Here is a 21,575-nt window from a genome sequence, read left to right as displayed (position 1 = left end):
GACGCCTACCGTCAGTGACATGACGAATCCAACCGCTCCAACCGCTCCCACCGTGAAACAGAAGCACCGCGCCATGTGGGCCTCCGGTGACTACCCGGCGCTGGCCGCCGACATCGTCGCCCCGCTCGGGCCGGTCCTGGTGGCCGCCACGGAGATCGGTCCCGGACAGACCGTCCTCGACGTCGGCGCGGGCACCGGCAACGCCGCGGTCCCGGCCGCCCTCGCCGGCGCCACCGTCACCGCCAGTGATCTCACTCCGGAGCTGCTGGCGGTCGGCGAACGCCACGCCGCCACCCTCGACGCCAAGCTCAACTGGGTCGAGGCCGACGCCGAGGCCCTGCCCTTCGACACCGGCTCGTTCGACACGGTCATCTCGTGCATCGGCGTCATGTTCGCCCCGTTCCACGAGACCGCCGCCGCCGAGCTGCTCCGCGTCTGCCGTCCCGGCGGCACGATCGGCCTGATCAACTGGACGCCGGAAGGCTTCATCGGGCAGATGTTCGCCACCATGAAGCCGTACGCCGCCCCGCCGCCGGCCGGCGCCCAGCCCCCACCCCGCTGGGGCGACCCGGCCCACCTGGAGTCCCTGTTCGGCGACGGCGTCTCCGGGGTGACGGTGGAACGCCGCAACCTGCGGGTCACCCACTTCGGCACGCCGGAGGAGTTCCGCGACTACTTCAAACGCGTCTACGGCCCGACCATCGCCGTCTACCGCAACATCGCCGGCGACCCGGACCGCGTCGCCGCCCTGGACGCCGACCTGGCCGCCCTGGGCGCCCGCTTCGACCAGGGCGGCGGCACGCTGGACTGGGAGTACCTGCTCTACACCGCCACCCGTACGGCCTGAGATCGCCGTGCCGCGGCCACCCGCCGGGTCGTGAAGCCGAGCCGGGTGTAGGTGGCCAGCGCCGCGGTGTTCCAGTAGTCGACCAGGAGCGCGACCCGCTCCCGGCCGGGCAGCAACTCGTCGGCGACGAACGCGCAGATCGCCGCCCCGAGCCCGCGGCCCCGGGCCGACGGACGGGTCGCCACCCCGGACATGAACCCGGTCTCCGCGGTCGACCACGCCTCGGCGGCGACCGTGAGCAGCGTTCCGTCGGCGTCCCGGATGCCCGCCCACCGCCGGACCCCGGCGCCACCCGGCCGGGCGTACGACTCCGGGTAGGCCTCGTCGATCAGCGCGGTCACCTCGGCCCGGTCCTCGTCGCCGAGCCAGGCGGCGGCGCCCGTCGCCCGGCCGACCGGCTCGGTGGTCTCCATCCAGGCGAAGGTCGCGCTCACCTCCAGCCCCGGGAGCCGCGCGACCACCTCGGTGACCAGCTCCTCCGTCCCGAACGGCCGGAACGTCTCCCCGGTGCCCGCCAGCACCTCGGGCAGCAGTGCCGCCACCGCGCCCGGCTCGCCGTTCATCACCAGCCGGTCCCAGTGCGACAGATCGGGACACGCCACGACGACCGCGCCCGGCCGTCGCCAGACACGGGCGCCGGGCGCGTGCAACGCCCACCGGACCAGCGGATCCCCCTCCACGGCAATATCGATCATGGGCCCCATGCTGCCATCGACGGCGTTCCGCTCCCCGCTGCCCTCACCTGCTCTGCTCCCCCCGCTGCCCGCACCCCGCGGCAGGCTGCGGTTGACCGGATTTGCCATCCTCGGTCCCGTGCCGAAGCGTTCCCTGTTCCACAGCTGGTTCCCGTCCGACGGCGAGCGGCGTCTGCCGTCGCTCCGCGCTCTTCTCCAGGGCCGGCGGCTGCGCCGCCTACTGGTGGCGGGCACGCTGAGCGCGATCCTCGCGGTCGCCGTCGCCATCGGATGCACCACATGGGTCCGCTCCGCGGCCGACGGTCACCTCTACGACGCCGCATCGGTGCCGGCCGCACCTGTCGCGCTGGTCCTCGGCGCCCAGGTCGACCCGAACGGCCAGCCGTCGGCGTTCCTCGCCGCCCGCCTGGAGATCGCCCGGCAGCTCCTGGAAGCCGGCAAGATCAAGGCGATCCTGGTCTCCGGCGACCACGGCGAGTGGGCCTACGACGAACCGGGCGCCATGCAGGCGTGGCTGGTCGCCCGCGGTGTCCCCGCCGACCGGGTGGTGCTCGACCACGCCGGCTTCGACACCTACGACTCGTGCGTCCGGGCCCGCAAGATCTTCGGCGTCCAGCAGGCGATCGTCGTCACCCAGAACTTCCACCTTCCCCGGGCCGTGGCCCTCTGCCGCGAGCAGGGCATCGACGCCGCCGGCGTGGGCGACGACACGGCCCGCGCCTACAAGGACCTGTGGCTGCGGGGCGAGGTCCGCGAGTACGGCGCCGCGGTCAAGGCCGCCGCCGACGTCCTCACCGCCCGCGACCCGGTCTTCCTGGGCCCGCACGAGACCGGCGTGGAAACCGCCGTCCGCAACGGCTGACCCACCCGCCGACGCCTCCCACCACCGTCCGGCCGCGCATCGTCAAGGCGCCCGTCAGCGGAGGCCGACCGCACCGCCAGGGCAGCCGCCGGCCGAGGCCGACCGCACCGCCAAGGCAGCCGTCAGCGGAGGTCGGCGGCCAGGCTGACGCGTAGGTAGGCGTCGACCCAGGCCCGGGTGGCCTCGGCGCCCGGGTCGGGGCCGAGACGGGCCACCATCTCGTCGAGGGACGCCGCCACCCGGTGCAGGCCGACCCGGGCGAGCGCGGCCCGCGCCGACCGCAGGCGATCGGTGTGGGCGCCGGGCAGGTGGGCGAGTCCGCTGTGCGCCGCTTCGGCGAGCACGTCGCGGGCCACCGCCACCGCCTCGGCCAGCGGATCGCCCGGATCGGCGGACCCGGCGGGCCCATCCGCGCTCCCGAGGCCCTGGCCGGTGGGTGGCACGGCCAGGTCGGGGACGACCGGCGGACCGTCGGCGGCGATCGCGTACGGATCGATGACCACCCGCCCACCGCTGCGGTGCACACTCCCGGCCACGAACCGCGGCCGGCCCCGGCGCCCGTCGAGCGCTGCCGCGACCGCGTCGAGACGGCCGGGAGCGACCGCCGCGTGGGTGGCCTCGACCGTCGCCGTGACACCGGAGCCGTCCCGGATCTCGACACTGAGCCGCTGGGCCCCCGGCGCATACCGGCTCTCGCCCACCTCGGCGATCGCCAGCACCCGGACCAGTTCGGCGCGGACCCGGGCGCGGACCGGGCGCGGTGGCATGGCGTCCAGTTCGGCGGCCAGTTTCGCGTAGTCGTACGCGAGCAGCCCCGGTGGCAGCCCTTCCCAGGCGCCGTTGGACACCGTGACCGTGGACTTGGCGATCCGGCCGGCGCCGAGCCGCACGGTCCGGCTGGCGCTGCGGATCGCGGACTCGGTGACCAGCGCCCCGGAGGCGATCGCGTCGACGGTGGCTCCGGCGATCCGCCGCCGGCCGAGGGCGGGACCGTCCTCGTCGGTCTCCCACTGCCGGTGCGACACCAGGACGACACCGCTGGCCGCCTGCCCGTGAAAGATCTCCACCCGCCGCTGGCCGTCGACCGCGGTGACCCGGGCGCCGAGACCGTCCAGCCGGACCCGGCGCAGTGGTGTCTCGGCCGCCTCCTCGGAGCCGAGCACCCGGGCCCGGTGCCCGGCGCCGCTGTCGGCGCTGACCGCGCGATGCCGGGCGAAGAGTTCCGCGATCAGGTCGGCGAGCCGCTCGGGCGTGTACCGGGCGCTGCGGTCCCGGTACGCGGTGACCTGGTCGGCGAGTTCGGCGGTGGCGTCGAGGGGCCACCGCAGCCCGGCCCGGTCGAGGGTGGCCAGGTGCCCGGCGGCGGCCGCGACGAGGCCCGGACCGGCGTGCACGGCCCCGGCCCGCAGCACCTCGGCGGCGAACTCGATCACCGTCTCGAGCCCGGAGCCGGTGACGGCGGCACCCGGCGCCCCGCCGACGTCGACGGAGCACTCGTCGACGCCGGGGTACTGCTCGTCGGCCGCCCGGAAGGCCCAGACGGCCAGGGCGATGACGTCGTCGCGGACGCCGGCGCGGGCGTCGGTGTGCACATAGCCCAGGTCGCCGGGCACCAGGAACCGCACGGTCGCGGCGGGCAGCTCGGCCACCGGGACGGCGCCGCGCCGGATCCGGGCCGTGTACCCGCCCCGGTGGGTGCGGCGGGCGGTCTCGACCAGCCGGCTCCCGATCCGGGTGACCAGGTCCTCGTCGGTGAACCCACCCGGTGACCAGGCCGTCGCCTCGGCGGGCGGCTCGTCCTCCGACGGCGCGGTCTCCGGCAGCGCGGCCTGGTAGGCGAAGATCAGCCCGAGCAGGTGCCGGCAGGCCCCGGTCGCCCCGCACGTGCAGCGGCCCTGCTCCAGGCCGCCCTCCGGGAGTTCGGCGCGGACCCCGTCGGTGAACTCGGCGACGACCGTGGCGCCCGCCCCGGCCGACAGCGCGGGTGGTTCCCGTTCGGCCTCGCGGGCGGCCCGTTTCACCAGGCCGCGGTTGGCGAGAGCGGCCAGCGCGTCGGCGTCGAGCGCCCGCAGGTCGGCCCGCACCGGCAGGCTCACCGATCCGCCGATGACCTCGCTCATCGCGCCACCTCCGCTGCGCTCCGGCATCGCAATGAGTACACGACTGAGCCCGATGATTCGCTCGCAAGCTCGCTCATCGGCCCACCCGCTCGGCGACGAAGGCGGCCAGTTCGCCCGGTGTCATCGCGCCCACCCAGGCGCCGACGTTGGCGAGCTTCTGCGCGCACACCCGGTCGTACGCCGGATCCGCCTGTTCGTCCAGGGCCGCCAGCCCGAGCACGATGGTCCCCTGTTCGACAAGCCCCCGTACGCCGCGCACCAGGTCGGCCTCCGATCCGCCCTCGAAGAAGTCACTGATCACCGCGACGATCGTCCGGCGTGGCTGCTCGACCAGCTGGGCCGCGTACCGGACCGCGCGGGCGATGTCGGTGCCGCCGCCGAGCTGCGACTTCATCAACAGCTCGACCGGGTCGCTGACGTCCGACGTCAGATCCACCACGTCGGTGTCGAAGGCGATCAGATGGGTACGCACGCCGGGCAGCCCCCACAGGCAGGCCGCCGTGACCGCCGAGTGGATCACCGAGGACAGCATCGACCCGGACTGGTCGACCAGCAGGATCACCTGCCACTGGGAGAGCTGCCGCCGGGTGCGCGACATGAAGTAGGGCGTCTCGACATACACCCGCTGCTCCTCCGGCCGGTAGTTGCCGAGGTTGGCGCGGATGGTGCGCCGGGCGTCGAAATCGCGGGCCTGCTTGAACCGGCTGGACCGCCGGGACCGGGCGCCGGAGAAGCTGTGCCGCACCTCGGTGGCGAGCCGTTCCATCAGCTCCCGGACGACGGCCTCGACGATGCGCCGGGCCAGCCGCAGCACCTCCGGGTTCATCAGATGTTTGGTCCGCAGGACGGCCCGCAGCAGGGACGGGTTGGGTTCGATGCGCTGGAGCACGTCGGGATCGGTGACGATGTCGTCGATCTCGTACCGTTCCACGGCGTCGCGCTGCAACCGCTCGACCGTCTCCTTGGGGAAGAGCCGGGTGATGTCGTCCAGCCAGTCGACGGTGGTGAGCTGGGACGGTCCGGTGCCGCCCTGACGGCGGATGTCGCGCTGGTCGAGCTGCTCGTCGCGCCCGTACAGCCAGTCGAGGGCCGCGTCCTGGGCGGCCGCGTCGCCGGAGAGGCCGCCCAGACAGCTCCCGGCCGGCTCGCCGAGGATGAGCCGCCAGCGTTCCAGGCCGATGTCGGTCATCGGGTCTCCCCCGCACTGATCAGCCCGGCCTGGGCCAGGCGCCGTTCGACGGTCTCGTCCAGGGCGAGCCCGGCCGCCACGATCTCGGCCGGCACGGTGGTGCGCAACAGGTCCCGGGCGTAGCCGTCGACGCCACGGTGGGCCATCAGCCGTTCGCCGATGGTCTCCCGCTCGCGGGGCGGGAAGTATTCGAAGGCCTGCCGCAGCGCCGGGAGCGCCACCAGGAAGTCCTCCGCGCCGAAACCAGTGACGAGCTCGTCCAGGAGGCCGAGGATGCCGCCGGGGGCGAGCACCGGCTCGCGGGCCACACCGAACAGCCCGGCCAGCCAGTCACCGGCGGTCCCGGCCGCGAACGCGCCACGGACCGCCTGCGCCGGATCCTCCAGGAACGACTCGGCGAGGACGTGACCGAGCCCGTAGAAGGCGCCACGCAGGTCGGGTGGCGCGGCCCGGTCGGCGGCCACCCGTGCGGCGACCTCCACGGCGGCGACCCGGTCGACGCCCACCGCTGCGGCGTGCAGCACCGCGTCCCGGACCGCCGCGACCGCCGCGATCCGCCCGCGGTCGGCCGGGGCGCCGGCGGCGTGCCAGCCCTCGGCCAACCACAGGATGCGGCGGGTCGCGGCGGCCACGACCACGGCGAGCGCCTCGCTGCCGGCGGTGCCGAGGAGCCGGTCGTGCCGCCACAGCGCCAGCGTCACGGCGAGCACCCGGCCCAGGACGGGCAGGTCGCTGCCGGCCGCGACGCCCTGGCGCAGCCGCTCGGGCACGTCCTCGCCGAGGTCGGTGACACCGCAGAGGGCCGCGTCGAAGAGGGTGCCGGCCAGCGCGCCCAGATCACCGGCGGCCTGGTCGATGCTCTCCGCGATCCGGGCGGCGGCCGCGGTCTCCAGGGTCGGGCCGTACCCGCCGGCCTCGATGAGGGCGGTCAGCCGCTGCTCGTGGTTCTGCACCGTCCAGCGTTCGGCGAGGACCGGGTCGATGCCGGTGGCCGGGCCGGTGATCCGCCGGAAGCCGGGCACCGCGAGCACCCGGAGCCGGTGCAGCACCCGGCTGATCTCGCGCCCGCGCGGGTCGAGCAGGTCGGCGCCGTGCTCGCCGGCCCGGTCGAGGCCGTGCCGCTCCAGTTCGGCGGTGGCGGCGTGCACGAGCGGCGGCAGGGGTGTGTCCGGGTGCAGGCGGCCGTGCCGGTCGCCGCTGAGGGCGGCGGTCATCTCGATCACGGCCGGGTGCTGCCCGGCCGTGACGGTGCCCCGCACGGCCCACGGCAACGGCACGTCGAGGGCTTCGCTGACCAGGGCGGCGGCGAGGCCGTCGAGCACGTCCACCCGGGCCGGGCAGGAGTGGCCGCGCAGCCGGGCGAGCGCCTCGGCCCCGGCCCGCGCCGCGATCAGGTCGGCCGTGGAGACCGCCTGGCCACGTTTGCGGAGCCGCTCGGCGACGGCGGTCACCAGATGGCGGGCGGCCTGTTCCGGGCCGCTCTCCCAGAGCTGCTGGTAGTACTCCGGCGACGGCATGCCGGACTGGTAGCCGCCGAACGCGTCGAGCCGCCGGAACGAGTAGGGCACCAGGTAGCTGCGCGCGGTGGCCCCGTCCGGCGGCTGCGGGATCTCCGGCCAGCCGGGGCCGGCCGCGGCGGAGGCGGTGAGGCGGAGCAGCGCGGGCCGGTGGAACCCACCCACCACCGCGACGACCGGCCGGTCCCCGGCGTCGGCGAGCGCCGCCCGGATCCACCGGGCCATGTACGCCTCCCGGGCGGTGTCCGAGGGCCCCGCCTCGGCATCGCCCCGGATCACGTCGAAGTAGGCGGTCAGCCGCTCCGCGAGCCCCTCGTCGGGCCCCATCTCGACCACGTGGTCCCACAGCGCGTCGCTGTTGTCCACCCCGAAGGACTCGCACAGCCGCCCGACCGCCTCGGCGTACCGCAGCTCGGCGTCGGCGTACCGGTTGTCCCGGTCGGCGAACGCCTCGTGCCAGGCCGGCAGGTCGATGAACCGGGTCTCGGCCCCGCACTCGCGGGCGGCCCGCAGCGCCTCCCACTCCGGCGAGTACTCGCAGAACGGCGCCCACGACCCGTGCCGGCGCCGCTCGTCGGCATAGCTGGTGAAGATCGCGACCGGCAGCTCGTGGCCGAGCAGCAGCTCACCGATCCGCTGGTTCATGTCGGCCGGCCCCTCGATCAGCACGTGGGCCGGCCGCAGTGCGGCGATGGTGGCGCCGACCAGGCGAGCGCAGGCGGGGCTGTGGTGCCGGACCCCGATGACGGTGAGGCTCATCCGCCGGGCAGTTCCCGCCGGGCGTCACGCAGCTCCCGCCACTGCGCGCCGGCCCGCCAGCCGGTGTGCTGTTCCAGGTAGCGGCGCAGTTTGGCGAGGTCCTCCGGGTTGTCCTTGGCGGCCGTGCCGGCGAGGCAGGAGGCCAGATCGGCGGCGCTGCCGGCGGTGCCGCGCAGGAACCAGCCGCGCAGCCCGACGGCGTGCGCCACCGCGACGGCCTCGGCGGTGCTCATCACGCCGGACAGCCGGTCCATCTCGTCGCCTCGCGCGGTCCGCCCGGTACGCAACTCGCGGAACGCCGTGACCAGCACCTCCAGCACGTCCCGACGGGGTGCGACGGTCACCCCGGAGCGCCGCAGCAGTGCGCCCGCCTCGGCTTCGACGAGCGCCAGCTCGGTGTCGAAGTCGGCGATCGGGAAGACCGTCTCGAAGTTGAACCGCCGCTTCAGCGCCGAGCTCATGTCGTTGACCCCACGGTCGCGGGTGTTGGCCGTGGCGATGATGTTGAAGCCCTCCTTGGCGAACACCATGCCGGCCCCGCCGGGCAGCTCCGGCACCGCGAGGACCCGGTCGGAGAGCGGCGAGAGCAGGCAGTCCTGCACTTCGAGCGGGCACCGGGTGATCTCCTCGAACCGGACGGTCCGGCCCTCGGCCATCCCCCGCAGCAGCGGCGCCGGCACCAGCGACCGCTCGCTCGGCCCCTCGGAGACGAGCAGCGCGTAGTTCCACGAGTACTTGATCTGGTCCTCGGTGGTGGCCGCACCGCCCTGGATGGTGAGCGTCGAGTCTCCGCTCACCGCCGCCGCCAGCAGCTCGGACAGCAGCGATTTCGCGGTGCCCGGCTCGCCGACCAGCAGCAGCCCCCGGTTGGTGGCGAGACTGACCAGCGCCCGGTCGATCAGCGACGGGTCGCCGACGAACTTGCGGGTGACGCCCAGCGCGTCGTCACCGACGACGAAGGCGCGGGCGGCGCGCAGGCTGAGCGCCCAGCCGGGCGGCGTGGGCGCGTCGTCGGCGGCGCGCAGGCGGGCCAACTCGTCCGCATACCGAACCTCGGCGGGCGGGCGCTGCATGGCGTCGGCGGGGATGGTGACGGACAGGGTCATGTGAGCACCTCGGTCAGGTCGCGCAGCGCCTCGGCCGCGGTGATGGGGTCGAGTTCGGAGAGCCGGTCGTCGGAGTCGCCGCGGCGCCGGTGGTAGCCGGACGCCGGGGCCAGGAAGACGGCGGTGACGGTCTGGTCGCCGAGGACGTCGACCGCCCCGACCGCGATGCCGGGCGAGATCTCCAGCACCAGGTGCCGGCCGCCGGGCACGTCCCGCTGGAACCAGCCCTGCACCCCGGCGTCCTGTGGGGCGCCGCGCCGCCAGCCACGGCGTTCCAGCCCGAGCAGCCGGGTGCTGGGCACGGTCACGCCGGTGAGGGCCGCGGCCCGCTCCGAGGTGAGCGGCTCGGTCCCCCGGGCCAGTTGGGGGAACGGCTGGGTGATCTCGTAGTCGGCGAACACCCCGGCCCAGGCGGCCAGGTCGGCGCCGAGGTGGACGGGGTGGGCGATGCCGATCGGCTCGTCGTCGCCGAGGGTCACCGTCTCGTCGGTGACGTCGGCGAGGCTGCGGTCCTCGGCCAGGCGCACCCCGCCGGCCGGGGCGCCGGCGGCGTCGAACCGCACCCAGACCAGGCGGCGGACCAGGTGCCGGAGCAGCGGATGGCCGGCGAAGAACTGCCGGAAGTCCTCGCCGGTCCACCGGCGCTGGGCGGTCATCGCCTCTTCCAGACGGCGGACCTGGTCGGCGGCGATCGCCCGGACGTCCTTCTTCAGCGCGGCGAACCGCTCATACGCCTCCGCCGCCGGCACCGCGTCGTCCTGGGCGCCCGGCTTGGGCAGCGCCTTGAGGCGGCGGCCGGTCGCGTCCGTCACGAACGGCTTGAGCTGCTCGTCGAAGCCCACCGTGAAGGAGCGCCGCCCGTAGTCGAGGACCATGCCACCGTCGGCGTCCAGCCCGAGGTCGGGCACGAGCCGGTCGGCCAGCTCGTCGGCGGTGAGCCCGAGTTCCGCCGCCAGCTCGGCGATCTTCTCCTCGGCCCGTTCCTTGAGCCCGCGGAACCTGACCTTCCGCGCGATGCCGTTGAGATACAGGAGAGCCACGTCGGTGCCGATGGCGGCGAGCACGTCGAGGCCGGTGACGGCGCGGGCGTGCCCGCCCTCGCCGGGCCAGGCCCGGATGACCGGGGCCAGCCGCCGGACCGTCTCGTCGTCGCCGAGCAGGCCGAGCGCGTCGAGCGCCCAGTTCTGTTTCGCCGGGTGCCCGGCCGCGCGCCACGCCTCGAACAGCGCCCACCCGAACCCGGCCAGGCCGGCCGGCTCGCACTCGGGCACCACCACGCCGACGCCGGGATAGACGGCGTCGAGCCGGGAGAGGGCGAGCATGGTGATCAGATTGCGGACGGCGTCGAGGGGCAACTCGCCGCGGTCGCCGGTGAGCCGGACCGGCGGCAGCGTCGCCGGGTTCGCCCAGTCCGGCAGCACCGGCATGGTCTTCGGCAGGACGGTCAGCGGGTCGACGGCGAGGATCTCCTCCACCGAGGCGACCGCCTCCGGGCCGTACCGCCCGGCGGCGGCGAGCACCTCGTCGCGCGGCAGCACACGCAGCGCGGCCTCGGCGTCGGTCCGGGCGTTGCCCCGCTTGCCGACCGCGATCGGGACGAGTGCCCGTGCCGCGAACGTGGTGTGCCGCGCGAACCAGGCGGCGGCCGTCCGCCGGATGGGCCGGGACCGCGCGTGCCAGCCCGCCATCAGCAGGGCCACCTCGGGCGCGGCGACCGGGGCCAGCACCGGCGCGCCCACGAGGGGCGTGCGCCGGGCGGCCTCGGCGAGCGCCGGGGCGGCCGCCTCCTCGTAGCGGGCCAGCAGCTCGGGACCCCAATCCTCCAGGTCGTACGAGTAAACGGGCCGCCAGGCGCCCACCCGTGGACGGGTCAGCTCGTCGGGGCCCTGGAGGAAGAAGAAGATCGCGTCCCAGGTCGGGTTGCCGCCGTTGTCGAGTTGCCCGGCGATGTCGGCCCAGTCCCGGGAGCCGCCGTGGCGGGCCGCCCAGGAGCCGTCGGCCCAGCTCTCCCGCTCACCGGCGGCCCAGACCACCGTGGTCTCCCCGGTGCCGGCCAGCCCGTCGACGACGATCGGGTGGCGCTCCACCGGAGATTGCCAGGGCGGGTCGAGCAGGATCGCCGGGACGTCCCCGGAAGCGGCCTTCGCCGTCTCGGCGGCGGTCAGCACGGCCTCCGCCTCGTCCAGGCGGGCGGCGGCCTCGGCGGCGAGCAGCGGCCGGACCTCGGCGGCGAGGCTCCGGTTGCCGGCCAGGTGGTTGGCGAGCAGCCGGCCGTCGTCCGGTGTGGCGGCCATCAGGCGCATGGCGCGGGCCGGGTGGCGGGCGGCCGCGTCGGCCAGGGCGGCCGGGACATACGGCTGGCCGCGCCGGTCGAGCAGGGCCTGGAAAGCCTGGTCGCCGCCGATCACGGCCAGCATGCCGAGCAGTTTCTGCCGGCTCTGGGCGTCGGTCTGGCGCGGCGAGTCGCACCACTGCGCCAGGGCGGGCGCGGCCTCCGGGCCGAGCGTGCCCACGAAGGTGTGGATCACCTCGCTCTGCCGCAGCGCCGCCCAGGGGTTCACCTGCCCGGCGAGCGGGGTGGCGATCTCCTCCCGGTCGACGACGGTGAGCAGCATCTGCTTGATCGCATCGAGGCCGGACCGGGCCGTCGCCTCGGCGCAGATCTCCGCCGCCCAGCCGGACTCGTCGGGCGCCATCACGGAGATCACCGCGCGCTGGGCGAGCGACGGCCCGCGCACCGCGGCGAGCGCCTCGACCACCCGCTCGTACTCCCCCGGGCGGGCGGCCACGACGGCCCGGCGCAACCGGTACGCCATCCGCCGGGCGAGGACCGTGGTGTAGCCGGCGGCGTCACGGTCGGGAACGCTGCGGGTGATCGCCCCGCCGGTGGTGAACGCTGTGGGGTAGAACGCGGCCAGCTCGGCGACGGCCGCCGCGGCGAACGGCAACCCGCGGCGGGAACGCCAGAACCCGAGAAGGGCCAGCGACTCGTCGAGCCGGGGCCACTGGAGCTCCCGGGCGACCGCCTGGGTGACGGCCGCCGCCCCGAGCGGTGGGGCGGCCGGCTCCCCGGCGAGCCAGGCACGCCCGGCGGCGGCGATGTCCGCCGGCGTCAGCGGATTGTCCACCGCCGCCCGTGCTTCGCCCTCGAACGTGGTCAGCAGCGCCTCGGCGGCTGTGACGTCGGTCGCTTTCACGCTCGGCGAGGCGGCCGCCGACGATCGGCGGGGCAGCACGAACCGTTTCCATCCCACCGGGACGACGAACGTCTCCACGCTCGGCATCTCGCTCACCGGCCACTCCCCAGGGTTCGGCTCCATCGAACGGCTGCACCCTAGCGACTCCCACCGACAAAAACGGGGCGGGCGGCGGGCGGCATCGACTCCCATGGACTTCTCGACCACGGTGCACCAGAGTGTCTGGCAGGACCGGCGCGGGCCGCGCAGGCGGCCGGCCCGCGCCGGTGCTCCGCAAAGGCGCTCGTCAGGGGCGAGCGCGAGACGGGAGCCGGATCAGCCGAGCGAGATGTAGAGCCGGTGACCGGCCGGGATGAAGCCGACCCGCTCGTAGACCCGCCACGAGTCGTCCCCGCCCGCTTCCAGCCAGGCGATCTCCAGGCCGCGGGCGAACATCCGGTGGGCCACCTCGGCGGTGATCGCCGCGGCCAGCCCACGTTTCCGGAAGGGCTCCCGGACGCCGATGCCGCCCACTTCGCTGAGCCGGTCCTGCGGCGGGCCGGCCTGCCCACCGCCCGCGCACTCGCCGCCGTCGGTGAACGCCGCCAGCGCGATCCCACCGCGGTCCTGGCCGCGGCGGATCCGGGCGATGTCGGCATCGGTGGCCCACGACTCGCCGAAGGCCTCGCCGACGGCCGCGGCCATGGCGGCCCGGTCCGGGTCCGTGCCGGGTTCCACGAGACGCAGACCTTCCGGTACGGGACACGCCGTCAACGATTGCGGAGTGCAGATCAGGTACTGATGCCGGGCCTCGATGGTGAACCCGGCCGCGAGCAGCAGTTCCTCCAACTCGGGGGCGCTGCTGCACACGTACTCGAACCGGGGTTTGCGCCCCGCCGACCGGAACGCGCCGATCAGGGCCGTGACGTCGGCCTCGGTGATCGGCGCGCCCGGCACCGGTGACGCGTAGTTGAGGTAGGGACTGGTCGTGTCCGGGTCGAGACCGGCCACGAAGGGGCCGATCTCGACAACCTGCGGACGGGTCCGGAGGTGGGACACGACGGAGCGCTGGATGCGCAGATCCATGGTGAGGAAAGCCTTTTCAGAGTGAAGAAACACCTGCGGGAATGGGGCATGCAGGGCCGCCGCGGGCGGAGAATGCTCAGCGGCGGCCGTAGGGCCAGGCCGTGATCATTGGCTTCACTCTTTCAGGAAATCGGGACCGCACACCCTCGGCGCGATCACGGGCCGACACTGTCACGAACTCACGGCGGGCGCAAGTCACCCTCCTCAGAGGACTGCTGCGTGGTGAGCCAGGCCTCCACCTCGTCAACGAGCCAGACCTTGCCCTGGGCCAGCACGGCCACCGGCTGGGGGAAGTCCGGGCGGTTGACGAGCAGGTAGGCCTGCTGGCGGCTGAGGTCTCCGATGCGGACGCGGATCTCGTGGACGCCCATCAGGCGGAAGGTCGACGACTCCATGCCCCCACTCTAGCGCCATGACAATCGTCATGGCGCTAGAGCGAATCGGGCCCGGTGAGGTACCGCTGGACGGTCGGGCCGAGCCAAGCGACCGCTTCGTCCCGCTCCAGACCGGCCATCGGGGGCAGCCGCAGAACGTACCGGCAGAGGGCGAATCCGAGCATCTGGGAGGCGACCAGACCGGCCCGGAGGGGGGCCTGATCCGCCTCCGGGGCCAGCCGGGCGGCCAGCGGACCGAGCTGCCCGGCGAAGATCGCCCGCATCCGTTCGGCGGGCCCCTCCTGGGTGACCGCGGCGCGCAGCAGCGCTAGCAACGTGTCATCCCCCTCCCAGCGCTCCAGGAAGTGCCTGACCAGCACTTCTCCGACCGCGGTCGGCTCGGCGCCGGCAAAATCCGGCAGCCGCAGATCGAACTCGGCGGCCGCGGCGAACAGCCCCTCCTTGTTGCCGTAGTAACGCATGACCATCGATGGATCTATGCGAGCGTCGGCGGCGATGGCGCGGATGGTGGCACGCTCGAACCCGTCGGCGGCGAAACGCTCCCGCGCGGCGGTCAGGATCGCGGCGCGGGTGGCGTCGGAACGACGGGTCGTCATGCATCGCACTCTATGCCAACCGGCGTTTGCCAACAACTGTTGACTACACCGGAGAGTGACATCTATGGTTTTGCCAACACCTGTTGGCAAGCGAGCGGAGGACACCATGCACACCACCGTCGCGATCATCGGCGCCGGCCCGACCGGACTCCTTCTCGCCGGCGACCTGGCCCACGCCGGCATCCCGGTCACCGTCTTCGAGCGCCGGTCCGGGACGTCCAACCTGACCCGGGCCTTCGGCGTGCACGCCCGCACCCTGGAGATGCTCGACGCCCGCGGCCTCGCCGACGGCCTGATCGCCGAGGGCGCCCGGGTGCGGCGGCTGCGGCTGTTCGACGGGATCGAGCTGGACCTCTCCCGGCTGCCCTCCCGGTTCCCGTACCTGTTGATCACCCCGCAGTACCGGGTGGAGAACGCGCTGGCCGAGCGGGCGCTGAAGGCCGGCGCCGAGTTCCGCCACGGCGCCCGCCTCACCGGCCTGCGGCAGGACGACGGCCTGGTCACCCTGGAGTTCGAGGACGGCGACACGGTCACCGCCGACTACGTGGTCGGCGCCGACGGCCTGCACAGCACCGTCCGGCAGAGCCTCGGCCTGCCCTTCCCCGGCCGGGCCGTGCTCACCTCGATCATGCTGGCCGACGTGCGGCTGGCCACCCCGCCCGGGGACGTGCTGGCGGTCGACGCGGTCGGCGACGCCTTCGCCATGGTCGCCCCGTTCGGCGACGGGTGGTACCGGATCTTCGCCTGGAACCGCGACAACCAGGTCGACGACCGCACCCCGGTTACGCTCGACGAGATCCGCGCGGTCACCCGCCGCGTCCACGGCACCGACTTCGGCATCACCGAGACCCGGTGGATGTCCCGCTTCCACAGCGACGAGCGTCAGGCGCCGCGCTACCGGGTGGGCCGGGTGTTCCTCGCCGGCGACGCCGCCCACGTGCACTCACCGGCCGGCGGCCAGGGCATGAACACCGGCCTCCAGGACGCCGCGAACCTGTCCTGGAAACTCGTCGCCACCGCCCAGGGCCGGGCCCCCGAGGGCCTGCTCGACACCTACGAGGCCGAACGCCACCCGGTGGGCCGGATGGTCCTGCGCAGCAGCGGCACGCTGATCCGGGCCGCCATGATCCGCTCCGCGGCGGGCCGCCGGGCACGGAACACCCTCGGCCGGATCCTGCTCGGCCTGCCGCCGGTCGCCCGCCGCGCCGCCGGGATCATCTCCGGCGTCGGCATCTCCTACCCGGGCACGCCGCGGGCCACCGACGTCACCCTGCGCGACGGCGGGCGCCTCTACGAGGCACTGCGCGACGGCCGGCACGTGCTCCTCACCGATCAGAACCTCGAGGGGTACGAGGACCGCGTGCTCGTGGCGGCCCCCGGGTCCACCGACGGCACGGCGTGCCTGATCCGCCCGGACGGCTACGTGGCGTGGCGTGGCCCGGCCGGCGAGGCCCCCGCCGCGGTGGCGCGATTCCTGCCCTGACCGGCGGCCGGACCGCGCTCCGCCCACTTCGAGATCGGGTGGGCGTACCGGAAAAAGGAAGCGTAAGGCTGACGCCAAGATCTCCACCGGGGGTGCGCGGCGGTGGGAGCATGTGGACCATGACGGTCGACTACCGGGTGCGGCTGCGGTTCTCCAGCGAATCGCAGGACGCGGCCACCCACACCAACCTCTCCGCGGTCCGTCTCGACGGGCGCGCGCTCTGGATCGCCGGGGACGAGACCGCCACGATCGAGCGGCTGATCGCCGACGATCCGGCCGAGCCCACCGAGTTCGGCGACGAGACCCGGTTCCGCCTCGCCGACTTCGTCGCCCTGCCCGGCGCGGACGCCGACGAGGAGGCCGACATCGAGGGGCTGACCCGCAGCGGCCGGTTCCTCTGGGCGGTCGGCTCGCACAGCCTGCGCCGCAAGCAGATCAAGGACCGGCACGAGGGCTCCAAGGCGCTGCGCCGGCTCGGCCGGGTAGAGGGTCAGGCCAACCGCCAGATCCTGGTCCGGCTGCCGATCGCCGACGTGGACGGGGTGCCGACGCCGGTCCGGGAGATCGAGTCCGGCGGGCAACGGCACCGGGCGGCCGCGCTGTCCGGCCGCGACGACCTGCGCCGGCTGTTGCAGGACGACGAGCACATCGGTCCGTTCCTGCCCATCCCGGGCAAGGACAACGGGCTGGACGTCGAGGGCATCGCGGTCCGCGACGACCGGATCTACCTGGGCCTGCGCGGGCCGGTGCTGCGCGGCTGGGCGTTCGTGCTGGAACTGCGCCCCTACGTCACCCCCGACGACCCGGGCCGGCTGCGGCTGCACCGGTTCGACGACGGGCGGCTCTACCGCAAGCACGTGCTCGACCTGGACGGTCTCGGCGTGCGCGACCTGTGCCCGGCCGGCGACGACCTGCTGATCCTGGCCGGCCCCACGATGGACCTGGACGGGCCGGTGCGCGTCTACCGGTGGCACGACGCCTGCCGGGCCGAGATCCCCACCATCGTGCGGCACGACCAGATCACCCGCGAGCTGGAGCTCACCTACGGCGAGGGCGACGACCACGCCGAGGGCCTGAGCCTGATCGGGACCGACCGGGTGCTGGTCGTCTACGACAGCCCCGCCCGGCACCGCCTCACCCCCGACGGCGCCGTGATCGCCGACGTGCTGCGCCTGCCCTGAACGCGGCGTGGGTGGGCGTCCACGGTCACACTGCCGTGGCCGCCCACACGTGCCACGGCCTCAGCGATCACACACGCGGCGACTTCCGTGTGCGGCTTCCCGCTGTCGGGGCCCGAGCTGAATGTCGTACCCGGGGTCTAGCCTCGGGCGCATGTCAGCTCCCCGGCTCGAGACGGATCCCACCGACGGCGGCTGGGAGCCGTCCCCCGACGGTCGCCTCTGGATCAGCGCCGGCCCACCGGAGCCCGGCTGGTGGCGGGTCCTGCACGAGCAGCACGAGCGCACCGGCCTGTGGCCGCTGCTGCTGGGCAGCCTCTCCGACCGCGACCCGGACCGGCCATGGCGTGATCCGGACGACCGCTGGCCGGGGCAGATCCGTTCCGCGCCGGGCGACCACTATCCCGGGGCGCTCCTCGGGGGCTGGTGGTCATCGGTCGAGCCCGAGGAGGAGGACGGCGAGGAGGAGCTGATGGCGAGCATCGGCCCGTTCCGCGCCGGCTGGCCCGGCCTGGCCCGCCGTGGCCGGTTGCAGGCCGATCCCGGCGAGCGCGCATCCGAGATCGCCGACCTGGTCTCGGCCAAGGGCTGGCTCATCACGCCGCGGCTCGGCCTGATCAGCTCTTCCCGTGGCGCCGACTCGCTGACCGACGCGGCGTGGACCGGTCCCACCAACCACGAGAACGACACGGCCAAGATCTCGTGCGTCCTGCGGAACTGGGAGGACCGTTTCGGCGTGCGCGTCGTGGCGGCGAGTTTCGCCAGCCTCTATCTGAGTGTCGCCGCCCCACCGCTCGACGCGGATCACGCGATGGAGATCGCCGCGGAGCATCACGCCTTCTGCCCGGACAACGTCCTACAGGGTTGCGGCTCGCTGGCGGATTACGCGGCGTCGCTGGTCGACGCCCCGCTCTGGTCGTTCTGGTGGGACTAGGAGTTCGCCCGGCCGGCGGGGAGTTCCCCACCGGCCGGACGGGAGCGGGGCGGGTCAGGCGCCGCGGAGAGTGGCTCCGAAGCGGGAGGCGGTCACGGCCACCGCGGCGTCGCGGGCCGTGATGGTCTCCTCCGAGGTGAGCGTGCGGTCGGTGGCGCGGAAGGTCAGCTTGTAGGCCAGCGACCGCTTGTCCTCGCCCAGCTGCGACGACTCGTAGACGTCGAACAGGGCGACCGACTCCAGCAGCGGGCCCGCGCCCTCGGTGAGAGCGGCCTGGACCTCGGCGGCCGGGACGGTGCGGTCGAGGACCAGGGCCACGTCGATCAGCGCCGGCGGGAAGGTGGAGATCTTCACCGCCTCGACGACCGGGGCGTCCGGCAGGGCGTCCAGGTCGATCTCGGCGGCCGAGGTGCGCTTGGGCAGGTCGAGGGCCGCGAGGACGGCCGGGTGCAGCTCACCGGCGTGACCGACGACCGCGCCGTCGACCAGGATCTCGGCGCAGCGGCCGGGGTGCCAGGGCGCCTGCTCGCCCGCCCGTACCGTGACGAGGTCGTCCGGAACGCCCGCCGCGGAGAGCGCGACGCGCGCCGCCTCGATGGCGTCCGCCCAGGTCGCGGCCCGGCCCTGGCCCCACCAGCCGGCCGGCTCGATGTCGCCGGCGAGGACCACGGCCAGGTGCCACGGTTGCTCGGGGACGATCGCGTTGGCGGCCGCCCACTCCGCGTTGGTGGGACGCCGGTCCACGCCGAGCGTGGGCGGCGCGGTCGAGGTGAGGTGCGGCAGGAAGACCGTGCCGGCCTCGTAGAGCGCGACGTCCCGCCGGCCGCGGCCCAGGTTGCGCTTGAGCGTGCCGAGCAGCGGGCCGAGCAGGGTGGTCCGCAGCAGCGGCTCCTCCTCGGACAGCGGGTTGGTGAGCCGCACCGCGCTGCGCCGCGGGTCGGCCGCCGGCAGTCCGAGGGTGTCGGCCAGCCCGGGGCCGACGAACGGGTACGACAGCACCTCGACGTAACCGTTCTCGGCGAGCGCCCGGCCCACCGACCGGCGCCGTTTCTGCGCCGGGGTGAGCCCGTTGCTGCTGCCGGCCGGCGGCAGCACGCTGGGGATCTCGTTGTAGCCGCCGAGCCGCGCCACCTCCTCGATCAGGTCGATCGGGGCCACCAGGTCGGGCCGCCACGTCGGCGGTACGACGCTGAGCACCTCGTTCCCGGTGACCTCGCAGCCGACCTTCCGTAGCAGGCCGGCGATCTGCTCCGCCGAGTACGGCAGCCCGACGATCCGGCCCGGCGCGTCGGCGGGCAGGGTCAGCGGAACCGGCGCGGCCACGTGGTCGATGTCGAGGATCCGCTCGTCGACGGTCCCGCCGGCGTGCTCGGTGAGGATCCGGACGGCCCGCTCCAGGGCGACCAGCGGCAGGGCCGGGTCGACGCCCCGCTCCCACCGCTTGGCGGCCTCGCTGAAGAGCCTGTGCCGCCGCGCGGTCCGGCCCACCATGACCGGGTCCCAGTGCGCGGCCTCGAGGAGCACGTCGACCGTGCCCTCCTGCCACTCGCTGGTCTCGCCGCCCATGACGGCGGCGAGCGAGATCGGCCCGGTCTCGTCGCAGATCACCATGTCCTCGGCGTCGAGCGAGCGCGCGACACCGTCCAGGGTGGTCAGCTTCTCCCCGGCCCGGGCGCGGCGCACGACGAGGCCACCGCCCAGCCGGTTCAGGTCGAAGACGTGCATCGGCTGGCCGAGTTCGAGCATCAGGTAGTTGGTGATGTCGACGGGCAGCGAGATGGCCCGGATGCCGGCCGCGACGAGCCGCCGCTGCATCCACTCCGGCGACTGCGCGGCCGGGTCGATGCCGCGGACCACGCGGGCCGCGAACCGGTCACAGCCGACGGTGTCCTCGACGGAGATCGCATGGGGCACATCGGTGGTCCCACCCGGCGCGGCAAGAAGACCCGGGTCGGTGAACGGCACGCCGAAGTACGTGGACAGCTCCCGGGCGATGCCGCGGACGCTCATCTCGTAGCCCCGGTCCGGGGTGATCTCCACCTCGATCAGCACCTCGTCCAGGCCGACCACGGCCCGCCCGTCGGCGCCCGGCTGAGCCGAGTCCACGGGCAGCACGATGATGCCCGAGTGGTCACCGGACAGGCCCAGCTCGGCGGCGGAGCAGATCATGCCGTGCGAGTTCCGCCCGTACGTCTTCCGCGCCCCGATCTTGAACCCGCCCGGCAGCTCGCCACCCGGGAGGATGACCACGACGAGGTCGCCCTCGGCGAAGTTGCGCGCCCCGCAGACGATCTCCTGCGGCGCGTCCCGGCCGACGTCGACCGTGCAGAACCGGATCGGCTTCTTGAAACCGGTCAGCTCCTCGATGGTCAGCACCCGGCCGACGACCAGGTCACCGAGGATCGTGCCGGCCTGGTCGACGATGGACTCGACCTCCATGCCGAGGTTGGTCAGCGCCGCGTCCAGCTCCGAAGCGGTGATCCCCGCGGGCAGCTCGACGTACTCGCGCAGCCACGACAGTGACGTCTTCATCGCTTCAGGACTCCATTCCGAAGTTCGTGGTGAACCGCACGTCGCCCTCGACCATGTCCCGCATGTCGGAGACGCCGTTGCGGAACATCAGGGTCCGCTCGACACCCATGCCGAACGCGAAACCCGAGTAGACCGCCGGGTCGATGCCGCAGGCGGTGAGGACCCGCGGGTTGACCATGCCGCAGCCACCCCACTCGACCCAGCGCGGCCCGTCCCGGTGCTCGGCGAACCACACGTCGAACTCGGCGGACGGCTCGGTGAACGGGAAGTAGTGCGGCCGCCAGCGGGTCTTCGCGTCCGGGCCGAACATCGCCTTGGCGAAGTGGTCGAGCGTGCCCCGCAGGTGGGCCATGGTGATGCCCTCGTCGATGACCAGGCCCTCGATCTGGTGGAACACCGGGCTGTGCGTGGCGTCCAGCTCGTCGGTCCGGTAGACGCGGCCGGGGCTGACCACGTAGATCGGCGGCTGCCGGTCCAGCATGGTGCGCACCTGGCCGGGCGACGTGTGGGTCCGCATGACCAGGCCGGGCAGGTCGACGAAGAAGGTGTCGGAGGCGCCGCGGACCGGGTTGTCCGGGCCGATGTTGAGCGCGTCGAAGTTGGCCCACTCCAGCTCGAGCTGGGGACCGTCGACGATGTCGTAGCCCATGCCGACGAAGATGTCGCCCATGTGCTCCATGAGCGTGGTCAGCGGGTGCCGGGCGCCGCGCGGGCGGCGGGTCCACGGCAGGGTGACGTCGACGCGTTCCTCGACCAGCACCCGGGCGGCGCGATCGGCTTCCAGCTCGGCCTGGCGCGCGTCGTAGGCGGCCTGCACGGCCTGCCGGGCGATGTTGACGCGCTTGCCGGCGTCGGACTTCGCGGCCGGCGGCAGCGAGCCGATCTCCCGGCGGGCGAGCGACACGGGCGAGCGGTCGCCCAGGTGGGCCGGCTTCAGAGCGTGCAGCGCGTCGAGGTCGGCGGCGGTGGCGAACGCCTTTTCGGCCTCCGCCACCGCGGCTTCGAGCGACGCGGGATCGAGCAGGGCGGCCTGCTTCGGATCGTACGGATCGTTGCGGTAGGACATGATCGGGCGAGCTCCCTAATACCGGATTTGCCAC

General features: G+C 74.1%; 16 protein-coding genes. 5 read left to right on the top strand and 11 right to left on the bottom strand.

Going from position 1 to position 21,575, the window contains the following annotated elements; translation table 11 throughout:
* Nucleotides 1–19: 19 nt before the first annotated feature.
* Nucleotides 20–847 carry a class I SAM-dependent methyltransferase gene (locus IEZ13_RS39065; protein ID WP_183226611.1) on the top strand — a complete coding sequence of 276 codons (828 nt, stop codon included), beginning with the start codon at nt 20–22 and terminating at the stop codon, nt 845–847.
* Here the strand turns inward: IEZ13_RS39065 and IEZ13_RS39060 are convergent.
* Entirely contained in the window at nt 823–1,542 is a 720-nt protein-coding gene (locus IEZ13_RS39060; RefSeq protein ID WP_183226612.1) for a GNAT family N-acetyltransferase, read from the bottom strand. The two genes, IEZ13_RS39065 and IEZ13_RS39060, sit on opposite strands and share 25 nt — an antisense overlap.
* A 223-nt stretch (nt 1,543–1,765) precedes the next feature.
* Here IEZ13_RS39060 and IEZ13_RS39055 point away from each other — a divergent pair, with 223 nt between their 5' ends.
* Entirely contained in the window at nt 1,766–2,404 is a 639-nt protein-coding gene (locus IEZ13_RS39055; protein ID WP_229795604.1) for a SanA/YdcF family protein, read from the top strand.
* Between the two features lie 122 nt (nt 2,405–2,526).
* On the opposite strand, the gene IEZ13_RS39050 is transcribed toward IEZ13_RS39055, so the two are convergent.
* The 8 genes from IEZ13_RS39050 to IEZ13_RS39015 all read right to left on the bottom strand — a co-directional run bounded on the left by IEZ13_RS39050 (nt 2,527) and on the right by IEZ13_RS39015 (nt 14,348).
* A complete protein-coding gene (locus IEZ13_RS39050; RefSeq protein ID WP_183226614.1) occupies nt 2,527–4,524 on the bottom strand; it encodes a hypothetical protein in 1,998 nt (665 codons plus the stop codon).
* Between the two features lie 73 nt (nt 4,525–4,597).
* A complete protein-coding gene (locus IEZ13_RS39045) occupies nt 4,598–5,713 on the bottom strand; it encodes a VWA domain-containing protein (protein WP_183226615.1) in 1,116 nt (371 codons plus the stop codon).
* Complete coding sequence (locus IEZ13_RS39040; protein WP_183226616.1) at nt 5,710–7,989, bottom strand: DUF5682 family protein; 2,280 nt, start codon at nt 7,987–7,989, stop codon at nt 5,710–5,712. Before IEZ13_RS39040 ends, IEZ13_RS39045 begins: the two co-directional genes overlap by 4 nt.
* Nucleotides 7,986–9,095 carry an ATP-binding protein gene (locus tag IEZ13_RS39035; protein ID WP_229795593.1) on the bottom strand — a complete coding sequence of 370 codons (1,110 nt, stop codon included), beginning with the start codon at nt 9,093–9,095 and terminating at the stop codon, nt 7,986–7,988. The genes IEZ13_RS39040 and IEZ13_RS39035 overlap by 4 nt, the downstream gene beginning before the upstream one ends.
* Nucleotides 9,092–12,379: a DUF4132 domain-containing protein gene (locus tag IEZ13_RS39030; RefSeq protein WP_229795602.1), complete on the bottom strand. Its 3,288-nt coding sequence runs from the start codon at nt 12,377–12,379 to the stop codon at nt 9,092–9,094. Before IEZ13_RS39030 ends, IEZ13_RS39035 begins: the two co-directional genes overlap by 4 nt.
* A 228-nt stretch (nt 12,380–12,607) precedes the next feature.
* The gene (locus IEZ13_RS39025; RefSeq protein ID WP_183226618.1) at nt 12,608–13,357 is read right to left on the bottom strand and encodes a GNAT family N-acetyltransferase; all 750 of its coding nucleotides are present in this window, start codon (nt 13,355–13,357) and stop codon (nt 12,608–12,610) included.
* 179 nt (nt 13,358–13,536) lie between these two features.
* Nucleotides 13,537–13,752, bottom strand: coding sequence for a helix-turn-helix transcriptional regulator (locus tag IEZ13_RS39020; protein WP_229795591.1), 216 nt, complete (start codon nt 13,750–13,752; stop codon nt 13,537–13,539).
* 35 nt (nt 13,753–13,787) lie between these two features.
* Entirely contained in the window at nt 13,788–14,348 is a 561-nt protein-coding gene (locus tag IEZ13_RS39015) for a TetR/AcrR family transcriptional regulator (RefSeq protein WP_183226619.1), read from the bottom strand.
* 106 nt (nt 14,349–14,454) lie between these two features.
* Here IEZ13_RS39015 and IEZ13_RS39010 point away from each other — a divergent pair, with 106 nt between their 5' ends.
* The 3 genes from IEZ13_RS39010 (at nt 14,455) to IEZ13_RS39000 (ending at nt 17,943) form a co-directional block, all read left to right on the top strand.
* Complete coding sequence (locus IEZ13_RS39010; RefSeq protein ID WP_183226620.1) at nt 14,455–15,831, top strand: FAD-dependent monooxygenase; 1,377 nt, start codon at nt 14,455–14,457, stop codon at nt 15,829–15,831.
* 119 nt (nt 15,832–15,950) lie between these two features.
* Nucleotides 15,951–17,012 (top strand): DUF3616 domain-containing protein, encoded by a 1,062-nt coding sequence (locus tag IEZ13_RS39005; RefSeq protein WP_183226621.1) that lies wholly within the window; start codon nt 15,951–15,953, stop codon nt 17,010–17,012.
* A 151-nt stretch (nt 17,013–17,163) separates the two neighbouring features.
* Nucleotides 17,164–17,943 carry a DUF4253 domain-containing protein gene (locus IEZ13_RS39000; RefSeq protein WP_183226622.1) on the top strand — a complete coding sequence of 260 codons (780 nt, stop codon included), beginning with the start codon at nt 17,164–17,166 and terminating at the stop codon, nt 17,941–17,943.
* A gap of 54 nt (nt 17,944–17,997) precedes the next feature.
* On the opposite strand, the gene pheT is transcribed toward IEZ13_RS39000, so the two are convergent.
* Both pheT and IEZ13_RS38990 read right to left on the bottom strand, forming a co-directional pair.
* Nucleotides 17,998–20,475 (bottom strand): phenylalanine--tRNA ligase subunit beta, encoded by a 2,478-nt coding sequence (gene pheT, locus IEZ13_RS38995; protein ID WP_183226623.1) that lies wholly within the window; start codon nt 20,473–20,475, stop codon nt 17,998–18,000.
* A 4-nt stretch (nt 20,476–20,479) separates the two neighbouring features.
* Nucleotides 20,480–21,541, bottom strand: a complete 1,062-nt coding sequence (locus IEZ13_RS38990; RefSeq protein WP_183226624.1) for a phenylalanine--tRNA ligase subunit alpha — start codon at nt 21,539–21,541, stop codon at nt 20,480–20,482.
* Nucleotides 21,542–21,575 lie beyond the last annotated feature (34 nt).

It is taken from the genome of Actinoplanes campanulatus (assembly GCF_014647795.1).
Classification (GTDB): domain Bacteria; phylum Actinomycetota; class Actinomycetes; order Mycobacteriales; family Micromonosporaceae; genus Actinoplanes; species Actinoplanes campanulatus.
This window is presented reverse-complemented; position numbering and strand designations above follow the sequence as displayed.